This is a genomic window from Allobosea sp. LjRoot237, assembly GCF_964253285.1.
GTDB lineage: Bacteria > Pseudomonadota > Alphaproteobacteria > Rhizobiales > Beijerinckiaceae > Allobosea.
Genome location: NZ_CAXUQP020000002.1, coordinates 81039 through 99115 on the forward strand (window position 1 = coordinate 81039; position 18077 = coordinate 99115).

17 protein-coding genes are annotated in these 18077 nt (G+C 67.0%); 13 read left to right on the forward strand and 4 right to left on the reverse strand.

Features of this window, described 5'->3' with window-relative positions:
• Positions 1 to 2 precede the first annotated feature (2 nt).
• Together ACSQ24_RS27970 and ACSQ24_RS27975 are read left to right on the forward strand one after the other, a co-directional pair.
• Positions 3 to 761, forward strand: a complete 759-nt coding sequence (locus ACSQ24_RS27970) for a GntR family transcriptional regulator (RefSeq protein ID WP_436098054.1) — start codon at positions 3 to 5, stop codon at positions 759 to 761.
• Positions 758 to 1957, forward strand: a complete 1200-nt coding sequence (locus ACSQ24_RS27975; protein ID WP_436098055.1) for a mandelate racemase/muconate lactonizing enzyme family protein — start codon at positions 758 to 760, stop codon at positions 1955 to 1957. Before ACSQ24_RS27970 ends, ACSQ24_RS27975 begins: the two co-directional genes overlap by 4 nt.
• 16 nt (positions 1958 to 1973) lie before the next feature.
• Here the strand turns inward: ACSQ24_RS27975 and ACSQ24_RS27980 are convergent, their stop codons facing one another.
• Both ACSQ24_RS27980 and ACSQ24_RS27985 read right to left on the reverse strand, forming a co-directional pair.
• Positions 1974 to 2897, reverse strand: a complete 924-nt coding sequence (locus ACSQ24_RS27980) for a MurR/RpiR family transcriptional regulator (RefSeq protein ID WP_436098056.1) — start codon at positions 2895 to 2897, stop codon at positions 1974 to 1976.
• Positions 2894 to 3652: an HAD-IIA family hydrolase gene (locus ACSQ24_RS27985; protein ID WP_436098057.1), complete on the reverse strand. Its 759-nt coding sequence runs from the start codon at positions 3650 to 3652 to the stop codon at positions 2894 to 2896. The genes ACSQ24_RS27980 and ACSQ24_RS27985 overlap by 4 nt, the downstream gene beginning before the upstream one ends.
• A 173-nt stretch (positions 3653 to 3825) precedes the next feature.
• Between ACSQ24_RS27985 and ACSQ24_RS27990 the strand changes: the two genes are divergently transcribed.
• The 4 genes from ACSQ24_RS27990 (at position 3826) to ACSQ24_RS28005 (ending at position 8318) form a co-directional block, all read left to right on the forward strand.
• Positions 3826 to 4749: an ABC transporter permease gene (locus tag ACSQ24_RS27990; RefSeq protein ID WP_436098058.1), complete on the forward strand. Its 924-nt coding sequence runs from the start codon at positions 3826 to 3828 to the stop codon at positions 4747 to 4749.
• Between the two features lie 6 nt (positions 4750 to 4755).
• Positions 4756 to 5658 carry an ABC transporter permease gene (locus ACSQ24_RS27995; RefSeq protein WP_436098059.1) on the forward strand — a complete coding sequence of 301 codons (903 nt, stop codon included), beginning with the start codon at positions 4756 to 4758 and terminating at the stop codon, positions 5656 to 5658.
• Positions 5659 to 5707: 49 nt separating this feature from the next.
• Complete coding sequence (locus tag ACSQ24_RS28000) at positions 5708 to 7273, forward strand: ABC transporter substrate-binding protein (RefSeq protein ID WP_436098060.1); 1566 nt, start codon at positions 5708 to 5710, stop codon at positions 7271 to 7273.
• A gap of 145 nt (positions 7274 to 7418) precedes the next feature.
• Positions 7419 to 8318, forward strand: coding sequence for a metallophosphoesterase family protein (locus tag ACSQ24_RS28005; protein ID WP_436098061.1), 900 nt, complete (start codon positions 7419 to 7421; stop codon positions 8316 to 8318).
• Positions 8319 to 8330: 12 nt separating this feature from the next.
• Here ACSQ24_RS28005 and ACSQ24_RS28010 read toward each other — a convergent pair whose 3' ends face one another.
• On the reverse strand, positions 8331 to 9737 hold the full coding sequence (locus tag ACSQ24_RS28010; protein WP_436098062.1) for an amidase: 1407 nt from the start codon (positions 9735 to 9737) through the stop codon (positions 8331 to 8333).
• On the reverse strand, positions 9727 to 10758 hold the full coding sequence (locus ACSQ24_RS28015; RefSeq protein WP_436098063.1) for a LacI family DNA-binding transcriptional regulator: 1032 nt from the start codon (positions 10756 to 10758) through the stop codon (positions 9727 to 9729). Before ACSQ24_RS28015 ends, ACSQ24_RS28010 begins: the two co-directional genes overlap by 11 nt.
• A gap of 197 nt (positions 10759 to 10955) precedes the next feature.
• Here ACSQ24_RS28015 and ACSQ24_RS28020 point away from each other — a divergent pair, with 197 nt between their 5' ends.
• The 7 genes from ACSQ24_RS28020 (at position 10956) to ACSQ24_RS28050 (ending at position 18077) form a co-directional block, all read left to right on the forward strand.
• The gene (locus ACSQ24_RS28020; RefSeq protein ID WP_436098064.1) at positions 10956 to 11897 is read left to right on the forward strand and encodes an ABC transporter permease; all 942 of its coding nucleotides are present in this window, start codon (positions 10956 to 10958) and stop codon (positions 11895 to 11897) included.
• Positions 11898 to 11910: 13 nt separating this feature from the next.
• Positions 11911 to 12786 (forward strand): ABC transporter permease, encoded by an 876-nt coding sequence (locus ACSQ24_RS28025; protein ID WP_436098191.1) that lies wholly within the window; start codon positions 11911 to 11913, stop codon positions 12784 to 12786.
• A 50-nt stretch (positions 12787 to 12836) separates the two neighbouring features.
• Positions 12837 to 14396, forward strand: coding sequence for an ABC transporter substrate-binding protein (locus ACSQ24_RS28030; protein WP_436098065.1), 1560 nt, complete (start codon positions 12837 to 12839; stop codon positions 14394 to 14396).
• Between the two features lie 109 nt (positions 14397 to 14505).
• Positions 14506 to 14730: a hypothetical protein gene (locus tag ACSQ24_RS28035; RefSeq protein WP_436098066.1), complete on the forward strand. Its 225-nt coding sequence runs from the start codon at positions 14506 to 14508 to the stop codon at positions 14728 to 14730.
• A 159-nt stretch (positions 14731 to 14889) separates the two neighbouring features.
• Entirely contained in the window at positions 14890 to 15804 is a 915-nt protein-coding gene (locus tag ACSQ24_RS28040) for a LysR family transcriptional regulator (RefSeq protein ID WP_436098067.1), read from the forward strand.
• Between the two features lie 234 nt (positions 15805 to 16038).
• Positions 16039 to 16509 (forward strand): NAD(P)H-dependent oxidoreductase subunit E, encoded by a 471-nt coding sequence (locus ACSQ24_RS28045; protein ID WP_436098068.1) that lies wholly within the window; start codon positions 16039 to 16041, stop codon positions 16507 to 16509.
• Positions 16506 to 18077: a formate dehydrogenase beta subunit gene (locus ACSQ24_RS28050; RefSeq protein ID WP_436098069.1), complete on the forward strand. Its 1572-nt coding sequence runs from the start codon at positions 16506 to 16508 to the stop codon at positions 18075 to 18077. The genes ACSQ24_RS28045 and ACSQ24_RS28050 overlap by 4 nt, the downstream gene beginning before the upstream one ends.

The window sequence follows — 18077 nt, forward strand, 5'->3', positions numbered from 1 at the left end:
GCATGCCGGAGGCGGACGAACGCATGGGGGCGACCGGGACGGCGACACCGGAGCGGATCGGGAGCCCGGCCCCGGACTGGCAGCCGCTCCAGCCGCAGACCCTCGTCGACCACACCATCGAAGCGATCATCGCCGGCGGAGCCGCCGGGCTGATCCTGCCGGGAGACCGCATCGTCGAGGTCGATCTCGCCCGCAAGCTGGGCGTCAGCCGCGTGCCGGTGCGCGAGGCCTTGCGCCTACTGGAAAGCCAGGGCGTCGTCGTCAGCGAGCCCTATAAGGGCATCAGGCTGCGCCCGGTCACCAATGAGCGCGTTTCCGACCTGATCGAGGCCCGCATCGCGCTCGAGGCCAGCGCCACCGCCCGCGCCGTCGCCGCCGGCCGCAATCGCGGCAGCCATCTCGACGATCTGCGCAGCGCCGTCGCCGAGATGGAGTTGATGGCGGCGCGCGGCAGCGCCTATGGCGTCGCGGTCGCTGATACGCGCTTCCACCGCGCCCTCTGCCGGCTCGGCGGCAACAGCGTCACACTCGATCTGTGGGAGACGCTGGCGCCGCAATGCACGATCATTTTCGGCCTCGCCACCTTCGGCAAGCCGATGGCCGGCGTCGTCGAGGAGCATGTCGACCTGCTCGCAGTCTTCGAGGCCGGCGACATCGAGGCGATCGAGCGCACGCTCGACGAGCACATCACCGTGATGAACCACGCGATGGACTACGAGGCCATCGTCGCCAAGCGCCGCAGGGAAAGGGACGCACAGTGAACGATCAGGCTCTTCCACAGACCCGCGCAGGCAACCGCCCGGCAGCGCTGCCGCCGTTCAGGATCACCCGCATCGAGGCCGCCCCGCTTTTCGGCGAGAGCCCGAAGGGCGGCTGGTCCGCCGAGATCCGGCCGGAGGATTCGATCCATGCACTGATCGCGGTGCACACCGATCAGGGCGTCACCGGCTATGGCAGCGTCTTCACCGACGGACGCCTCGTCCAGGCCGGGCTCAAGGTGCTGGAGCCGCTCTTCCTCGGCGCCGATGCGCTCTCGCCCGACTTCGTCAGCGAGAAGCTGCACCAGAACACCTTCTGGATGGGCCGCGGCGGCACCCTGACGCATACGATCAGCGGCATCGATATTGCGCTCTGGGACATTCTCGGCCAGGCCACCGGCCTCAGCGTCGGCCGGTTGCTCGGCGGCCGCTATCGCGAGCGCGTGCAGCCCTATTGCTCGCTCCTGATGGAGGAGCCCGACGCGATGCGGGACGTCGTCGCGAGCTATCGCGACAAGGGTTTCACCGCCTTCAAGATCGGCTGGGGCCCGTTCGGCCGGGCGCTCGACACCAAGCTCGACGAAGCGATCGTGCGCGCCGCACGCGAGGCCGCCGGCGAGCGCTCCAAGCTCTTCGTCGATGCCGGCGCCAGCGACGCGCTCTGGCCGCATGGGCTGAAATGGGCCAAGCGCACCGCCGAAATGCTCGCCGATTACGATGTCGGCTGGTTCGAGGAGCCGGTCCGGCCGGACGCGATCGACGACTACCGTGAGCTCCGTCGCTCCTCGCCGGTGCCGATCGCTGGCTGCGAGGTCCTGACAAGGCGCCAGAGCTTCATTCCCTGGCTGACCACCGGTGCCGTCGACATCGTCCAGCCGGATGTCACCAAAGTCGGCGGCATCTCCGAGCAGCGCCGCATCGCCTGGATGGCCTATGACCTCGGCATCAGATATGTCGGCCATGGCTGGAACACGGCGCTCGGCCTCGCCGCCGATTTGCAGATGGCGACCGCCTTCCCCGATGCCGACCTCGTCGAATTCATCGGCGGCAGCCCCTATGTCGACGGCATCCTCGCGAGGCCCTTCGATCTCGATGCGGAAGGCTGGCTGACGATCCCCGACCTGCCCGGCCTCGGCGTCACGATCGATCGCGACAAGCTCGCCAAGTATACGCCCAACCCGGCAGCGCTCTTCGCATAAGGGGCGCTAGCCAGCGCTAGAACCGCTTGGTCGAGAGCACGTCGAAGGTCCTGCCGATCGTCGCGACGGCCTTGTCGTAATCGGCCAGCGACAGGCAGGCGATCAGGGCGTCGATCACGGCAAGCTGCGCGATCCGGCTCGTCATCGCCTCGGTGCGGAACTGGGTCTCGCGCGCCATGGTGTTCAAGACGATGTCGGCATAGGCGAGCAGCGGCGACTTGCCGAAATTCGTGATGCAGATCGTCGTCGCCCCGGCCTCTCGGGCGAGCCTTGTCGCGGTGACGGTCTCGTGGGTCGAGCCGGAATGCGAGATGGTGATCGTTGCGACTTCGGGGCCGGTCAGCGCGGCGCTGATCGCCTGAACGTGGGAATCGACCACGACCTTGGATTCGACGCCGATGCGCAGCAGCCGATAGTTCGCGTCTTCCGCGATCGGGGCGGCGCTGCCGATGCCGTAGAGCTCGACGCGGCGCGTCCGACGGATCGCGGCGACGGCGCGCTCCATCGCCCCCCGGTCGAGTACCTTCATGGTGTCGTGCAGCGCCTGCAGATCGCTGCCGAAGATCTTCTCGATCACGGTGCCGGTATCGTCGGTGCGGGCGAGATCCTCGTGGATGAACTGCACCGGCTGCACCAGATCGCGCGCCAGCGCGATCTTGACCTGCTGGAAGCCGCGCGCGCCGAGCTGGCGGCAGAGCGAGATCACGCTGCCTTCGCTCGCTTCCGCCCGCTCGGCCACCTCCGTCACCGACATATGGACGACCTCGGCCGCATGGGCGAGGAAGACATCGGCGATGCGGGCCGCCGTGGGCGGCAGCGTCGGGCGGAGCGCCGTCAGCCGCTCGATCACGCCATCGAAGCCGTCATGCCCGCCACTGCGCGCCCGATCGGGGTTTTCCGCCATGGCGTCGGCATCCGGCTTGCGTTGAGAGATGGTCATGCCGGCAAGGCGAACACGCCTTCCTCTCGCGGGCAAGTTGTCTCGGCATCCACTTGCGGGAAAACCCCACCGGCGATCTCGACATAACGCAGGCCGAAGCGGCGCGCGCCCTCACCGTCGGTCCGGGGATTGTCGCCGAGCATGGCGACAATCCGTTTCGGCAGGCCGAGCAAGGCGAGCCCGGCATCGAACAATGTCGGCTCCGGCTTACCGATGAGCCGATAGCTGACGGGACCGGTGCAGGCGAGGAGCGCCGCCAGCAGCGCGCCGGTTTCCGGCACGACCGCACCCTCGGGGCCGGGATGGACGAGATCGGGATTGGCGACGACGAGCTCGGCCCCCGCTCGCACGGCATTGGCTGCGAGCGCCAGCCGCGCATGGCTGAAGCGCCGGTCGCGGCCGAGGAAGACGATATCGGGCCGCGTCCGAACCGGCACGAGGCCGCGCTCGCGCGCATGGCGCATGAGGCTGTCGCCCGCCAGCACGAGCACGCGAGCGCCCGGGCGTCGCGCGGCGATGTCATCGAGCGCGACTGCTCCCGCCAGCACGATACGGCTCGCCGGAACCTCGAGCCCCATCCGCCGCAGGTAGCTCGCCAGTTCCGCCGGCGTGTGCTCGGCATCGTTCGAGACCACGGCGAAGCGGCCGGCGCAGGCGTCCAGAAAAGCCCTGGCACCCGGCATCGCCCGGCCGCCGCAGATCAAGGTGCCGTCGAGATCGATCAGCCAGCCACGAATATCGTCCGCTACGTGCACCGCTAACTCCGCGTCGAAGTCGGGCATGCATGGACTGAGATTGTCTCAGTGTCAAACATGATACTGAGTGAGCTATATTCATAAGCTTGTCATGGAAGGCTGCCAGAAGGCTCGGGTCTCGGCCGGCCCAACCGGCCGCGCGGCGACACCCGCAGCCCGTCCCAGAGGACGCCATGCTCGCATTCCTAGGCAGCCGTCTCCTGCGCATGACCATCACCCTCTGGGCGATCGTCACGGCCGTCTTCCTGGCAACGCGACTGACCGGAAATCCCATCGATTTCCTGATGCCGGAAGGGCTCGATGCCGTCTCGCGGGCCGAGATGATCGCCTATTGGGGCCTCGACCGCCCGATCGCGGAGCAATACCTGCTGTTCTGGAAGTCCCTGCTCTCAGGCGATTTTGGGCTCGGCCTGATGGAGCGGCGGCCGGTCGCCGTGATCTTCGGCGAAAGGCTCTGGCAGAGCGCCTCCCTGCTGCTTGCGACGCTGGCGCTGACCATCGCGGTCGGCGTCCCGCTCGGCATTCTCGCCGCGCTTTGGCGCGGACAGCCGCGCGGCCAGAGCATGCTCTTCGTCGCCTTCCTCGGCTACGCGGTCCCGAACTTCGTCCTCGCCATCCTGCTGCTGCTCGTCTTCTCCTACACGCTGCACTGGCTGCCGAGCGCCGGCTCCGCCACCGCCCTCCACTATCTGATGCCGACGGTGGCGCTGGCCGCCTATTTCGTCGCGGCGCTCACCCGCTACACCCGCAACGCCATGCTCGACGTCCTCTCCGAGGACTATATGCGCACCGCCCGCGCCAAGGGCCTGTCCGAGCGCGCCATCATCCTGCGGCACGGGCTGCGCAATGCGCTGATCCCGGTCATCACCGTGCTCGGCCTGCAGATCACCACGCTCGTCTCCGGCGCCGTCGTGGTCGAGACCGTCTTCGCCTGGAACGGGGTTGGGGACCTGCTCGTCGGCGCGACACTGCGCCGCGATTATCCGGTGCTGCAGTTCGGCGTCCTCGTCGTCGCCAGCACCGTCATCCTCGTCAATTTCGCGATCGACCTCGCCTATGCCGCGTCCGATCCGCGCGTGCGCCTCGTCGGAGCCTGACCCGCCATGACCGAGATCGCAGACGCCAAGCTCATGCTCCCGCCGCGCCGGCTGCCGCGGCTCAAGCTCCCATCGCTGGGCGGCGCCAACATGCTGGTCACGGCAGCGGCGCTGCTCGGATTGATTTTACTCGCGCTCGCAGTGCTCGCCCCGCTGGTCTCGCCCTTCGAGCCCGACCAGCAGCGGCTCCTGGCGCGGTTGAAGCCTCCGGTCGGCAGCACCGGCGCCAACCCGCTCTACTGGCTCGGCACCGACCAGCTCGGCCGCGATCTGCTGTCGCGCTGTCTCTACGGCCTGCGCCTGACGCTGGCGCTCGCGCTCTTCGGCAGCCTGCTCGGTCTTGCCATCGGCGCGGCGCTCGGCCTCGCTGCAGGGCTGCTGCGCGGCTGGGCCGATGCGCTGATCATGGGCCTCGTCGACATCATGATGTCGCTGCCCTTCACCCTCGTCGCGCTCTTCGTCGTGGCGCTCGCCGGGACCGACGTCACGGTGCTGATCTGCGTGCTCGGCATCGCCTACTGGGCCCATTTCGCGAGGCTGATCCGGGCCCAGGTGCTGAGCTTGCGCGAGATGCCCTTCGTCGAGGCCGCCCGCGCCGCCGGCGCCGGCCCCTGGCGCATCGCCACCGTCCACATGATCCCGAACCTGATCTCGCCGGTCGTGGTCATGGCGAGCCTCAACTTCTCGAACCTGATCCTGCTGGAATCGGCGCTCTCCTTCCTCGGCCTCGGCGTCCAGCCACCGACCGCGACGCTCGGCTCGATGGTCGGCCAGGGCCGGGACTACATGGCCTCCGCGCCCTGGATCGTCGCCATACCCGCCCTCTTCATCGTGCTCGTCAGCCTCGTCGCCATGCTGCTCGGGGATGCGCTGCGCGACCGCCTCGACCCGCGCCTGCGCGGACGCTGACTGCCCATTCGCTATTCATGCCGTTCACCCGAACAAGGGACAGACAATCATGTGCAAGATCCTGAAGACCCTAGCGCTCGCCGCGCTCTCGGCGACGGCATTCGTCAGCTTCGCCGAGGCACAGGAATTGAAGGTCGGCGTCCAGAACATGGCGCCCTGGCTCGACCCCGGCCGCGATTTCTCGAATGTCGGCTCGCAGTTCTACTTCAACGCCTTCGACCCGCTGATCGGCAAGGACGCCACCCGCGCCGAAAGCGTCTGGCAGCCGGGCATCGCGACCAGCTGGACGCAGGTCTCGCCGACCGTGATCGAACTCAAAATCCGCCAGAGCGTAACCTTCCACAATGGCGACCCGATGACGGTCGAGGATGTCGTCTTCTCCTTCGACCGCATCATCAACGCGACCTTCCCGCCCTATGGCATCCGCAAGCGCGACACGCTGCCGAACATGGCCAGGGTCGAGGCCGTCGATGGTGAGACCGTGCGCATCACCGCGACCAGGCCCGAGCCGCTGTTCGAGACGCTGCTCAACGTCCAGCAGGGCATGATCGTGCCGAAGAAATACGTGATGGCCCTGACCGGCGATCCGAACGTCGCCGAGGCCTCCGATTTCGAGGCCTTCGCGCTGAAGCCGGTCGGCACCGGCCCCTACAAAATCGCCGAGTTCGTACCGAACCAGCGCCTGGTCTATGAGCGCTTCGACGGCTTCTGGGGCGAGAAGGCCCCGTTCCAGAAGGTCACCGTCACCCGCATCCCTGAGCTTTCGGGGCGTCTGACGGCGCTCAAGAACAGCGAGGTCGATCTCATCACCAACGTCCCGCCGGATCAGCTCGAGCCGATCGCGGCCGATCCGAAGCTCAAGGTCGAGGGCATGCAGACGCCGCTCTTCCACGTCGTCATCTTCAACACCCAGAACCCGAAGATGGCCAACCCCAAGCTGCGCCAGGCGCTGTCCTACGCTATCGACCGCAAGACGCTGAACGAGGCGCTCTGGTTCGGCAAGGCCAAGGTGCCGACCTCTCATACCTTCGCGCAGTTCGGCCCGCTCTACATGCCCGAGCTCGCCACCTTCGAATACGACCCGGCCAAGGCCAGGGCGCTGCTCAAGGAAGCCGGCTATGACGGCTCACCGATCCGCTACGACATCCAGGCGGCCTACTACACCAACGGCCTGCTCGCGGCGCAGGCGATCCAGGAGATGTGGGGCGCCGTCGGCGTCAAGATGCAGCTCAACGTCACCGAGCAGTGGACGGGCTCGGACCCGACCATGATGGCGCGCGGCTGGTCGAACCCGATGTATTTCCCCGACCCGGCCGGTGCCTTCGGCATCATGTGGGCGCCGACCGGCAACTCCGCCTCGGAAGGCCGCTTCAAGGCCGACGACGCCTACATCGCCCTCTGGGACAAGTTCCGCTTCTCGACCGACCTTAGCGAACGCAAGCAGGCCTATGCCGCACTGATGCAGGCGATCAAGAACGATCCACCGGTGCTGCCACTCTACCAGCCCTACGAGTCCTACGGCATGAAGCGCTCGCTCGCCTGGCGGCCGCTGCAGGGGCACATCCCCTATGTGCTCGATTTCCGCGCCGGCCGCGTGACGCTCGCGGCTCGCTAAAAACGACCAAGGTCGTCATTGCGAGGAGGCGTTAGCCGACGAAGCAATCCAGGGAGACATAGTGCTCTCTGATGCTGGATTGCTTCGCTACGCTCGCAATGACGGCACTGCCCTTGCCCCTTCCGCTTCTTCTACGAGCCCCGCCATGACCCGATCCCTCCGCCTCGCCTTCGTCGCCGATATCCATCACGGCGAGAACAGCTTCACCAAGGTCGGCAGCGCGGCCCTGCCGCTGATGGGCGAATTCCGCCGCTTCGTCGCCGAGACCAGGCCCGACGCCGTGATCGATCTCGGCGACCGCATCTCCGACGTCGACCACGCCACCGACCTCAGGCTCGAGCGCGAGGTCGCGGAGGCCCTCGCGCCGATCACGGCACCGCGCTTCCATCTCTGCGGCAATCACGACCGCGACCATCTCAGCGTCACCGAGAACGAGGAGATCCTCGGCCATAGCCTGGGCCATCGCACCGTCGATCTCGGCGACTGGCGCCTCGTGCTCTGGGCCGCGGATTCGCGCATCCACCGCCCGGGTGGTTTCGTGCTGCGCGAGGCCGATCTGATCTGGCTCGCTGCGGCGATCGAGGCTGCCGACCGGCCGCTGGTGGTGATGAGCCATGTTCCCGTCTCCGGCCATGGCCAGATCGGCAACTACTATTTCGAGCGCAATCCGGAAGCCTCGACCTATCCCGGCGCCGAGCGCGTCCGCGCCGTGCTCGCCCGGGCGAGGGTGCCGATGGTCTGTATCGCCGGCCATGTCCACTGGAACACGCTGACCACCGTCGACGCCATCCCGCATCTGACCCTGCAGTCGCTGACCGAGAGCTTCACCACCCTGCCGGGACCGGCCGGCGCCTTCGCCCTGCTCGAGCTCGGCGAGACGATCGCCTGGACCGTGCACGGCCAGGATCCCTTCACCGCCCGCATCGACACCAAGCAGACGCTCCGGCGCTGGATGACGCCGCTCCAGCCTTTCGACGAGCATCCCGAATTGCGGCAACGGCGGCTCGCCTCGGCAGCTTTGATGAGCGCGTCGGCGACGGCCTGAACGCGCTTTCCCCTAGCGCGGGTCGATCGGCATCTTCGGCAAAGCGAGTTCCCGCTCGATCCAGGCCGCTAGCCGGAACAGATCGGCTTCGCGCCGGGCATGCGACAGGATCTGGATGCCGATCGGCAGGCCTTCGCGCGAGAAGCCGATCGGGATGGCGATGGCCGGCAGGCCGGTGAGCGACCAGATCGCAGTGATCGAGATCCAGTCGACATAGTCCTGCATCGGCCGTCCGTCGACGGCCGCCGGGAACAGCGTCTCGACGGAAAAGGGCATGGCCTGCGTCGCCGGGCAGATCAGGAAATCATGCTCGACGAGAAAGTCGACCGCCCGGCGATAGAGCTCGCTGCGATGGCGGTTGGCCGTAACGATGGCATGGCCCTGCTGATCGCGGCCGCGCAGCAGATCGGCCAGGACCGGCGCCGGGAACGCATCACGATGCGCGACGAGGAGCGGCTCGAAGGTAGCGTAGAATCCTTCTCCGCGTAGCACACGGAAAGCGTCCATCGCGCCCGTCACATCCGGCGCGCTGTGCGCCACCGCAATGCCGGACTTCTCCAGCATCTCGGCTAGGTCCGAAAGCGCTTGCCTGATCGGCTCCTCGATCGGCAAAAGGCCGAGATCGGCCGATATGGCGATGCGCGCCGGCTTGCGCGGCGCCTGCGCGGCATCCAGGAAGGGTGCCTCGCCGGTCGGCGCAGTCAGGATGTCGCCGGGGTCGTAGCCGGTCATCGCATCGAAGAAGAGCGCGAGATCGGCGACGTCGCGCGCCATTGGTCCCTCGACCGCGATGGTGTCGAACGGGTCAGCCAATCGCTTGCGCGGCACCCGGCCCGGCGTCGGCCGCAGGCCCGTCACATTGCAGAATGCGGCCGGGATGCGCAGGCTGCCGCCATAATCATTGCCATGGGCGAGCCAGGCCTCGCCGGTCGCCAGCGCCACCGCCGCGCCGCCCGAGGAGCCGCCGCAGGTCAGGCGCCGGTCATAAGGGTTCCGCGTCGTGCCATGAACACTGTTGGTGGTCTGCGCGCCGCCGAGCTCGGACAGGTTCGACTTGCCGAGGGTGACGGCGCCGTTCGCCTCCATCAATGCGACGGTCCGGTCCGATTCAGTCGAAATGCGATCGCGGAAGATCGACGTGCCCCCGGTGTTGCGCACGCCCTCGACGTCATTGTTGTCCTTGACGACGATCGGCAGCCCGCCGAGCAGGCTCGCTTGCCCAGCCCGCCGCGCCGCATCGGCCGCGCGCGCCTGCTCCATTGCCCGGTCGAGGCAGAGCGTCGGCACGGCGTTCAGCTGCGGCTCGACGATGGCGAGGCGCGCCGCGGCAGCTTCGACGAGCTCCACCGAACGGACCTCACCGGCCATGAGGAGGTCGCGCACGGCGAGCGCGCTGAGCTTGGTGAGTTCAGTCGACATGGGCAGGCAATCCGGTGGCAGGCGCACCGCAGGAGCGGCGGATGACGAGGCGTGGCGCCATCACGGTGGTGGTTCCGGGGCCGGACAAGGTACCGGCAAGGCGCCGGAGCAGGAGATCGAGCGCAGCCTCCCCCATGGCGCGGACCGGCTGAGCGACGGCGCTGAGCCTGGGCGAGACCGCCTCGGCCCAGGGCAGATCATCGATGCCGATGACGGAGATGTCCTGCGGGCAGGCAAGGCCGCGATCCGCCAGCGCCTTCACGACGCCGACCGTCATCAGGTTGTTGGTGGCGAAGACCGCGCTCGGCGGCTGCGGCAAGGCCAGCAACTCGGCCATCGCCTGCTCGGCCGGCTGCTGACGGAAGCCGGCGTCGCGGATGAGTTCAGGGTCGAGCGACAGCCCCGCCGCCAGCAGCGCCTCGCGATAACCCGCAAGACGCTCGGCAGCCGTGCGCAGAACCTCCGGCCCGTTGACCAGCCCGATCCGCCTGTGGCCGCAGCCGATCAGGTGCTGCGTCGCCTCAAAGCCCGCCCGCCGGTTGTCGAGGACGACCGCATCATAACCCAGCCCCTCCATGGCGCGGTCGACCAGAACGATCGGCACTTCCAACTGCGCCAGCAGCGAGGCCCGGTTCATCGAGACCGCGCCCGTCGGCGCCAGGATGAGCCCGTCAATGCGCTGCGTGCGCAGCATGCGCAGATGCGCCTCCTCGCGCTCGCTCCGTTCATTGGAGTTGCACAGCAGCACGAGATGGCCGCTCGCCGCCGCGGCATCCTCGACGGCCTCGAACAGGTCGGAGAAGAACGGGTTGGTGATGTCGCCGACGACGAGGCCGATCAGCCCGCTCGAGCGCTTGCGCAGCGAGCGCGCGCCGGCATGGGGCGTATAGCTCAGCTTCTCCATCGCGGCGCGAACCCGCGCGAGAAGCTCGGGACTGACGCGATCGGCGCTGTTGAGCACATTCGACACCGTCGCCACCGACACATCAGCCAAGCGCGCCACATCACGGATCGTCGCCATCCAACCTCACGAATGAAACGGTTCAAAACTTGAATCCAGCTTTGCGGACCATGTCACAAATCGCAAGCGCAATTTCTATTAGAAAGCCACTTGCGGCTCTTCTGGCTGTGTGAGAGCTTGATTGAAACGTTACAAAGTAGGTTTGGGGGCGAGATGATGGGCGCGCATGTTTCCGCCGCGGACAATCGGGGACGGTCATGACCTCCTATGTCCTGCGCCGGCTCGCCGCGACGATCCCGGTGCTGGCCTTCGTCGGGCTCTTCGTCTTCTTCCTGCTGCGACTGACGCCCGGCGACCCGGCTGTCCTGATCGCGGGCGACCAGGCAACGACCGAGCAGATCGCCACGATCCGGACCCAGCTCGGCCTCGACAAACCGCTGACGGAGCAGCTCTTCGCCTGGGCGGATCAGCTCGCCCAGGGCAATCTCGGCCGCTCGGTCTTCTCCGACATGGAGGTGACGCGGCTGATCGGGATGCGGATCGAGCCGACGGCGATGCTGGCGCTCGTCGCGATCCTGATGGCCCTCGCCATCGCGCTTCCGCTCGGAACCCTGAGTGCGCTCAAGGCCGGCAGCCGGGTCGACCGGATGGTCATGGCCTTCGCCATGGTCGGTTTCTCCTCTCCGGTCTTCGTCGTCGCCTTCTTCCTGGTCTATGTCTTCGCCCTGACGCTCGGCTGGTTCCCGACACAGGGCTATGTGCCGCTCGCACAGGGCCTGCTGCCCTGCCTGAACAGCCTCGTCCTGCCCGGGCTCGCCCTCGCCATGCTCTATGCGGCGCTGCTGGCGCGGGTCACACGGGCGAGCCTGCTCGAGATACTGGCGGAGGACTTTGTCCGCACCGCCCATGCCAAGGGCCTCAAGCCTCGCATGGTCGTGCTGCGCCATGCGCTGAAGAACGCCGCGATCCCGGTCGTGACCGTGGTCGGCGTCGGCATCGCCGCGCTGCTCGGCGGCGTGGTGGTCACCGAGACGGTGTTCAACATCCCCGGTCTCGGCCGCCTGACCACCGACGCGATCCTGCGGCGGGACTATCCGGTGGTGCAGGGCCTGATCCTCGTCTTCTCGCTCGTCTACGTCACCGTCAACCTGCTGGTCGACCTCAGCTATGTGCTGTTCGACCCGCGCATCCGCTATTGAGGGCGCCGTGACGATGACCGCGGCCGGCCCCGTCGCGAAAGCGCCCAGCTCCGTGCATGCCATGCGCCGCTTCCTGCGCATGAATCCGACCATTCTCGCTGGCCTTGCTGTCCTGGCCGCCTTCACCCTGGTCGCGCTGATCGCGCCCTACATCCTGCCCGATCCGGTCCGGGTGAATCCGATCCAGCGCCTGCGTCCGCCGGGAGCCGAATTCCTGTTCGGGACCGACCAGCTCGGCCGCTCGACCTTGTCGCGAACGCTGAACGGCACCCGGATCTCGCTGACGATCGGCGCCCTCGTCACGCTCCTGACCGTCACCTTCGGCCTGCTCATCGGCCTCGTCGCCGGCTATGTGCGCTGGCTCGATGGCACCGTGATGCGCGTGATGGACGGCCTCATGGCGATCCCCGGCATCCTGCTCGCGATCGCGCTGATGTCGCTGTTCGGGTCGAGCGTCCAGAACGTCGTCATCGCGATCGGTATCGCCGAGATTCCGCGGATGGCCCGTGTTGTCCGCTCCTCGGTGCTGGTCTTGCGCGAGCAGACTTATGTCGAGGCGGCGATCACCAACGGCGCCGGCCTGACGCGAATGCTGCTGCGCCACATCCTGCCCAATGCGGCGGCGCCCGTGATCGTCCAGGCCACCTATGTCTTCGCCTCGGCGATGATCGTGGAATCGATCCTGTCCTTCCTCGGCGCCGGCACGCCGCCGACGATCCCGAGCTGGGGCAACATGCTGGCCGAGGCGCGCCCCTTCATGCAGCGCGCGCCCTGGATGATCGCCTTCCCGGGCGTGGCGCTCGCGCTCCTCGTGCTCACCGTCAACGTGCTCGGCGACGCGCTGCGCGATGCCATCGACCCGCGGCTCGCCCGCAAAATCAGGGTATAGCGCCGCAGCCGACGACAAGAACCGCGAGACAGTTCAGAGGGAGGGAAAAGATGACAAACCTGAAGAGAAAACTGGCGCTGGCAGCGGGCCTCGTGCTGCCGCTGGTGGCGCTGCCGGCCGCAGCCCAGACCGTGTTGAAGGTGCGCCCCTTCGGCGACCTGCGCACGCTCGATCCGATGACGACCTCCGACTACATGGTCCGCAACCACGCCTATATGGTCTACGACACGCTCTTCGCGGTCGACGCCAAAGGCCTGATCAAGCCACAGATGGCGGAGAGCTTCACCACCTCCACCGATGGCCTGACCTGGACTTTCGTGCTGCGCGAGGGCCTGAAATTCCACGATAACACGCCGGTGACGAGCACGGACGTGGTCGCCTCGCTGAAGCGCTGGGGCGAGCGCGACGGCCTCGGCCAGCAGCTCCTGGCCCACACCGCCTCGCTGACGGCGACCGACCCGAAGACCGTGACGCTCGTGCTCAAGGATCGCTGGGGCCTGGTGCTCGATGCGCTCGGCAAGCCGAGCTCGATGCTGCCCGCAATCATGCCGGCCCGCATTGCAGCCACGCCTTCGAACCAGAACATCACCGATGCGACCGGTTCGGGCCCCTTCATGCTGGTCAAGGAGCAGTGGTCGCCGGGCTCGAAGATCGTCTACGCCAAGGCGCCGACCTACCAGCCGCGCAAGGAAGCGCCCGATGGCCTGTCCGGCGGCAAGGTCGCGAATGTCGACCGCGTCGAATGGCTGATCATGCCGGATGCGCAGACGGCGCTGAATGCGCTGCAGGCCGGCGAGATCGACATCTTCGAGGAGATGCCGCCGGACATGATCTCGCTGGTGAAGGGCAATGCGAAGATCACCGTCTCGAAGCTCGCGGCGCTGCAGGGCGTCTTCCGGATGAACCAGTCGCAGCCGCCGTTCAACAACCCGAAGCTCCGCCAGGCGATGCTGCACCTCGTCGACCAGGAGCAGGCGGTGCGCGCCTATGTCGACGACAAGGCGCTCTATACGATCTGCCCGTCCTTCTACATGTGCGACTCGCCCTATTTCACCGACGCGGCCTGGCCGAAGCCCGATCTGGCGGCAGCCAGGAAGCTCATCGCGGAGAGCGGCTATAAGGGCGAGAAGATCGTGGTGCTCGATGCCACCGAGACCGCGCTCAGCCCCCAGACCCTCGTCGTCTCGCAGCTGATGCGCGATGTCGGTCTCAACGTCGACTACCAGGCCATGGACTGGGGCACCTTGTCGAGCCGGCGCACCAGCAAGAACCTGGTGACGCAAGGCGGCTGGTCCACCTTCGCCTCAGGGCCGGCGGCGCCCGACATGACGGAGCCGGTCGGCCATCTGGCGCTGCGCTCGAATTGCGAGAATGCGTGGTTCGGCTGGCCTTGCGACGAGGCGATCGAGAAGTTGCGAGCCGAGTTCACGATGGCCCCCGATCTCGATGCCCGCAAGGCAATCGCACGCAAGATCCAGGAACGCGCCGTCGAGACCGTACCTTATGTTCCCGTCGGGCAGTTCTGGCTGGTGCGCGGCCGGCAAGCCAGCCTCAACGGCCTGCTCTCCCCCGGCGTCCCGGTCTACTGGAACGTCTCGAAAAGCCGCTGAAGCGGAGCGTAACGGGAATGTGAGCCCGCAGTCGTCGCAGCGCTGTTGGAAAGCGCGCTGCGGTAACTAGTTCATCCGCAGGGCGACTCAGTCAAACAGGAAGATTGTCATGCTTTCACGCAGGACCATCGCCATCACGGCAGCGCTTCTGCTTTCGGGAGCGAGCTCCATGGCTTACGCCACCGAGCTTGGTGCCGAGAGCATCGTGCATGAGCAGGCCCAGAACCGGCGTGCTCTCGCCGAGCAGGCGCAGTACCTCGCCTATCACGACCACTTCAAAGGCGTGGAGGCCCAGCCGGGGCGCGGCGCCGGCGTGTTGCCGCACCACAACTGAGCGCCACCATATTCCTCGGGAAGGGGCCGCCATAGCGGCCCCTTTTTGCTGTGCCTATCGGAAACCGCCAGAATCTGGAAAGACTGGCCGCGGCGCGCCGCACGATTGGGAATTGAGCCGGAACAGGCGCCGTTCGACAGGAACGCCTGAGACACGGCCATGATCATCCGCCAGCTCATCTATCTCGACGCGCTCGCCCGCGAGAGGCATTTCCGCAAGGCGGCCGAGGCCTGCCATGTCTCGCAACCGACGCTCTCGGCCGCGATCGTCCAGCTCGAAGAGGAGCTCGGCGTGCTGATCGTCGAGCGCGGCCGGCGGTTCCAGGGACTGACCAAGGAAGGCGAGGTCGTGCTCGCGCATGCGCGGCGCATCCTCGCCGAGGCCGATCAGATGAAGGACGCGATCGCGGAGCTGCGCGAGGGCGTCAGCGGCCGGATCAGGCTTGGTGCGGTCCCTACCGCGCTGCCGATGATCGCCCATATCACCGCACCGTTCTCGACGCGCTATCCCGGCGCCTCGCTGACCGTGCTATCGCTGACCTCGACCGAGATCCAGGACGGTATCGACAATTTCGAGCTCGATGTCGGCCTGACCTATCTCGATAACGAGCCGCTCGAACGCGTCGTCTCCAAGCCGATCTACCAGGAATCCTATGTGCTGCTGACGCGCGAAGATGGTCGGCTCGGCGAACGCGAGGCCATCACCTGGGCCGAAGCCGCCCAGCTCAAACTCTGCTTGCTGACCGCCGACATGCAGAACCGGCGCATCATCGACGGCATTTTCCGCTCGGTGGGGCATGCGCCGAAGCCGGCGATCGAGACCAATTCGATTTTCAATCTGTGTTCGCATGCCGGCATCCAGGGCGTTTCCAGCATCGTCTCGATCCAGCTCCTCGAGTTCTTCGGCGTCCCCCTCGGTACCAAGGCGCTGCCGCTCACCGAGCCCGACGCCAAGCGCACGATCGGCCTGATCATGGCCGATCGCCAACCCTCGGCACCGCTGGCTCGCAACCTGCTGATGATGTCCGAAACGGTGACCGAAGCAGCGCTGCCGCGGCGCCCGATCGTCAAATAGTCAGGGACTATCGAACCAGCTGAGAGCGCCGGCAGCGAGCCTGACTGGCAGGGCGATAAGCCGAGGTTATCGGCATTTCCTTGCCTGTCGGGAAGACCGGCTGGCCAACACCTTCCATATTAATAGCTCATGCCTATCAATCAGTCAGAACAAACGATTTGAAATCATCCTAAACTTCACCACCCTTCCTCGAAAGGCGCTGGCCGGCAGAACGGCCTGCATGGAGGAAGGGCGATGGTCCACTACCCAGCCTGGGATCAGGACGAGGCGCGCTCGATTGTGTCGGGCCTGTCTCACCTCGAAGGGGCGACCCTGCCGATCCTGCACGCGCTGCAGGAGGTATTCGGCTATGTCGACCCGCAGGTCGTGCCACTGATCGCCGACGCGCTCAACCTGTCGCGGGCCGATGTGCACGGCACCATCTCCTTCTATCACGACTTCCGCACGGCTCCCCCGCCGCGCCGCATCGTCAAGCTCTGCCGCGCCGAAGCGTGCCAGGCACTCGGCTGCGAGACGCTGGTCGATGACCTTGCGCGCGAGCACGGCATCGTCGTCGACAGTCATGGCGGCAACCACGAAGCAGTGATCGAAACGGTCTATTGCCTGGGCAATTGCGCGCTCGGCCCATCGGCCCTGGTCGAGGGCGAATTGATTGGCCGCGTCGATGCCGACCGCGTCGCGGCGCTGTGCGGAGCACGGCAATGAGCGAGGCGATCCGCATCTATGTCCCGATCGACGCTGCCGCTCTCTCGGTCGGCGCCGAGGCTGTCGCGAGTGCCATCGCGAAAGAGGCGCAGGCGCGCGGCATCGCGGTCGAACTCGTCAGGAACGGCTCGCGCGGCATGCTCTGGCTCGAGCCGATGGTCGAGGTCGAGACATCGGAAGGCCGGATCGCCTATGGCCCAGTCGCGGCGAAAGATGTCGCCGCGCTGTTTGAGGTCGGCTTCCAGAATGGCGGCACCCATGGCCTGCGCCTCGGCCGGGTCGAGGAGCTTGACTGGCTGAAGCGCCAGCAGCGCCTGACTTTCGAACGCGTCGGCGTCACCGATCCGCTCTCGCTCGCCGATTATCGCGCCCATGACGGGCTGAAGGGCCTGGAGAAGGCCCTTTCGCTCACCGGCGCCGAGATCGTCGAGGAGGTCCGCGAATCCGGTTTGCGCGGCCGCGGCGGCGCCGGCTTCCCGACCGGAATCAAGTGGAAAACCGTCCACGACGCCAGGGCGACACAGAAATACATCGTCTGCAATGCCGACGAAGGCGATAGCGGCACCTTCGCCGACCGGATGTTGATGGAAGGTGATCCCTTCCTGCTGATCGAGGGCATGGCGATCGCCGCGATCGCCGTCGGCGCGACCAAAGGCTACATCTATCTGCGCTCGGAATATCCGCACGCCCACAAGACGCTGCAGCGGGCGATCCTGAAGGCGCGCAATGCCGGCGTTCTCGGCGCGTCCGTACTCGGCTCGGGCAAGGCCTTCGAGCTCGAGGTTCGGCTCGGGGCCGGCGCCTATATCTGCGGCGAGGAGACCTCGCTGCTGGAGAGCCTCGAAGGCAAGCGCGCCATCGTCCGGGCCAAGCCGCCGATCCCGGCGCTGCAGGGCCTGTTCGGCAAGCCGACCATCGTCAACAACGTGCTCTCCTTCGCCGCCGTGCCCTGGATCCTGACCCATGGCGCCAAGGCCTATGCCGATTACGGCATGGGCCGCTCGCGCGGCACGCTGCCGGTGCAGCTCGGCGGCAACGTCAAGCGCGGCGGGCTGATCGAACTCGCCTTCGGCATCTCCTTGCGCGAGATCATCGAGGATATCGGCGGCGGCACCCTGAGCGGCCGGCCGATCCGCGCCGTGCAGGTCGGCGGCCCACTCGGCGCCTATCTCACGGCACAGCAGCTCGACGTAGCCATGGACTACGAGGCGCTCGCCGGCATCCGGGCGATGCTGGGACATGGCGGCATCGTCGTCTTCGACGACAGCGTCGATATGGCGAAGCAAGCCCGCTTCGCCTTCGAGTTCTGCGCCAAGGAGAGCTGCGGCAAGTGCACGCCCTGCCGGATCGGCGCGACGCGCGGCGTCGAGCTGGTCGACAGGATCATCGCCGGCCACGAGCGGCCGAAGGATCTCGCCGTGCTGCGCGATCTCAACAAGCTGATGACCGACGCCTCGCTCTGCGCCATGGGCGGGCTCACCCCGATGCCGGTGATGAGCGCGCTCAACCATTTCTTCGAGGATTTCGACCGTCCACCGGCCGAGCGCCTGCCGCTGGCGGCCGAGTGA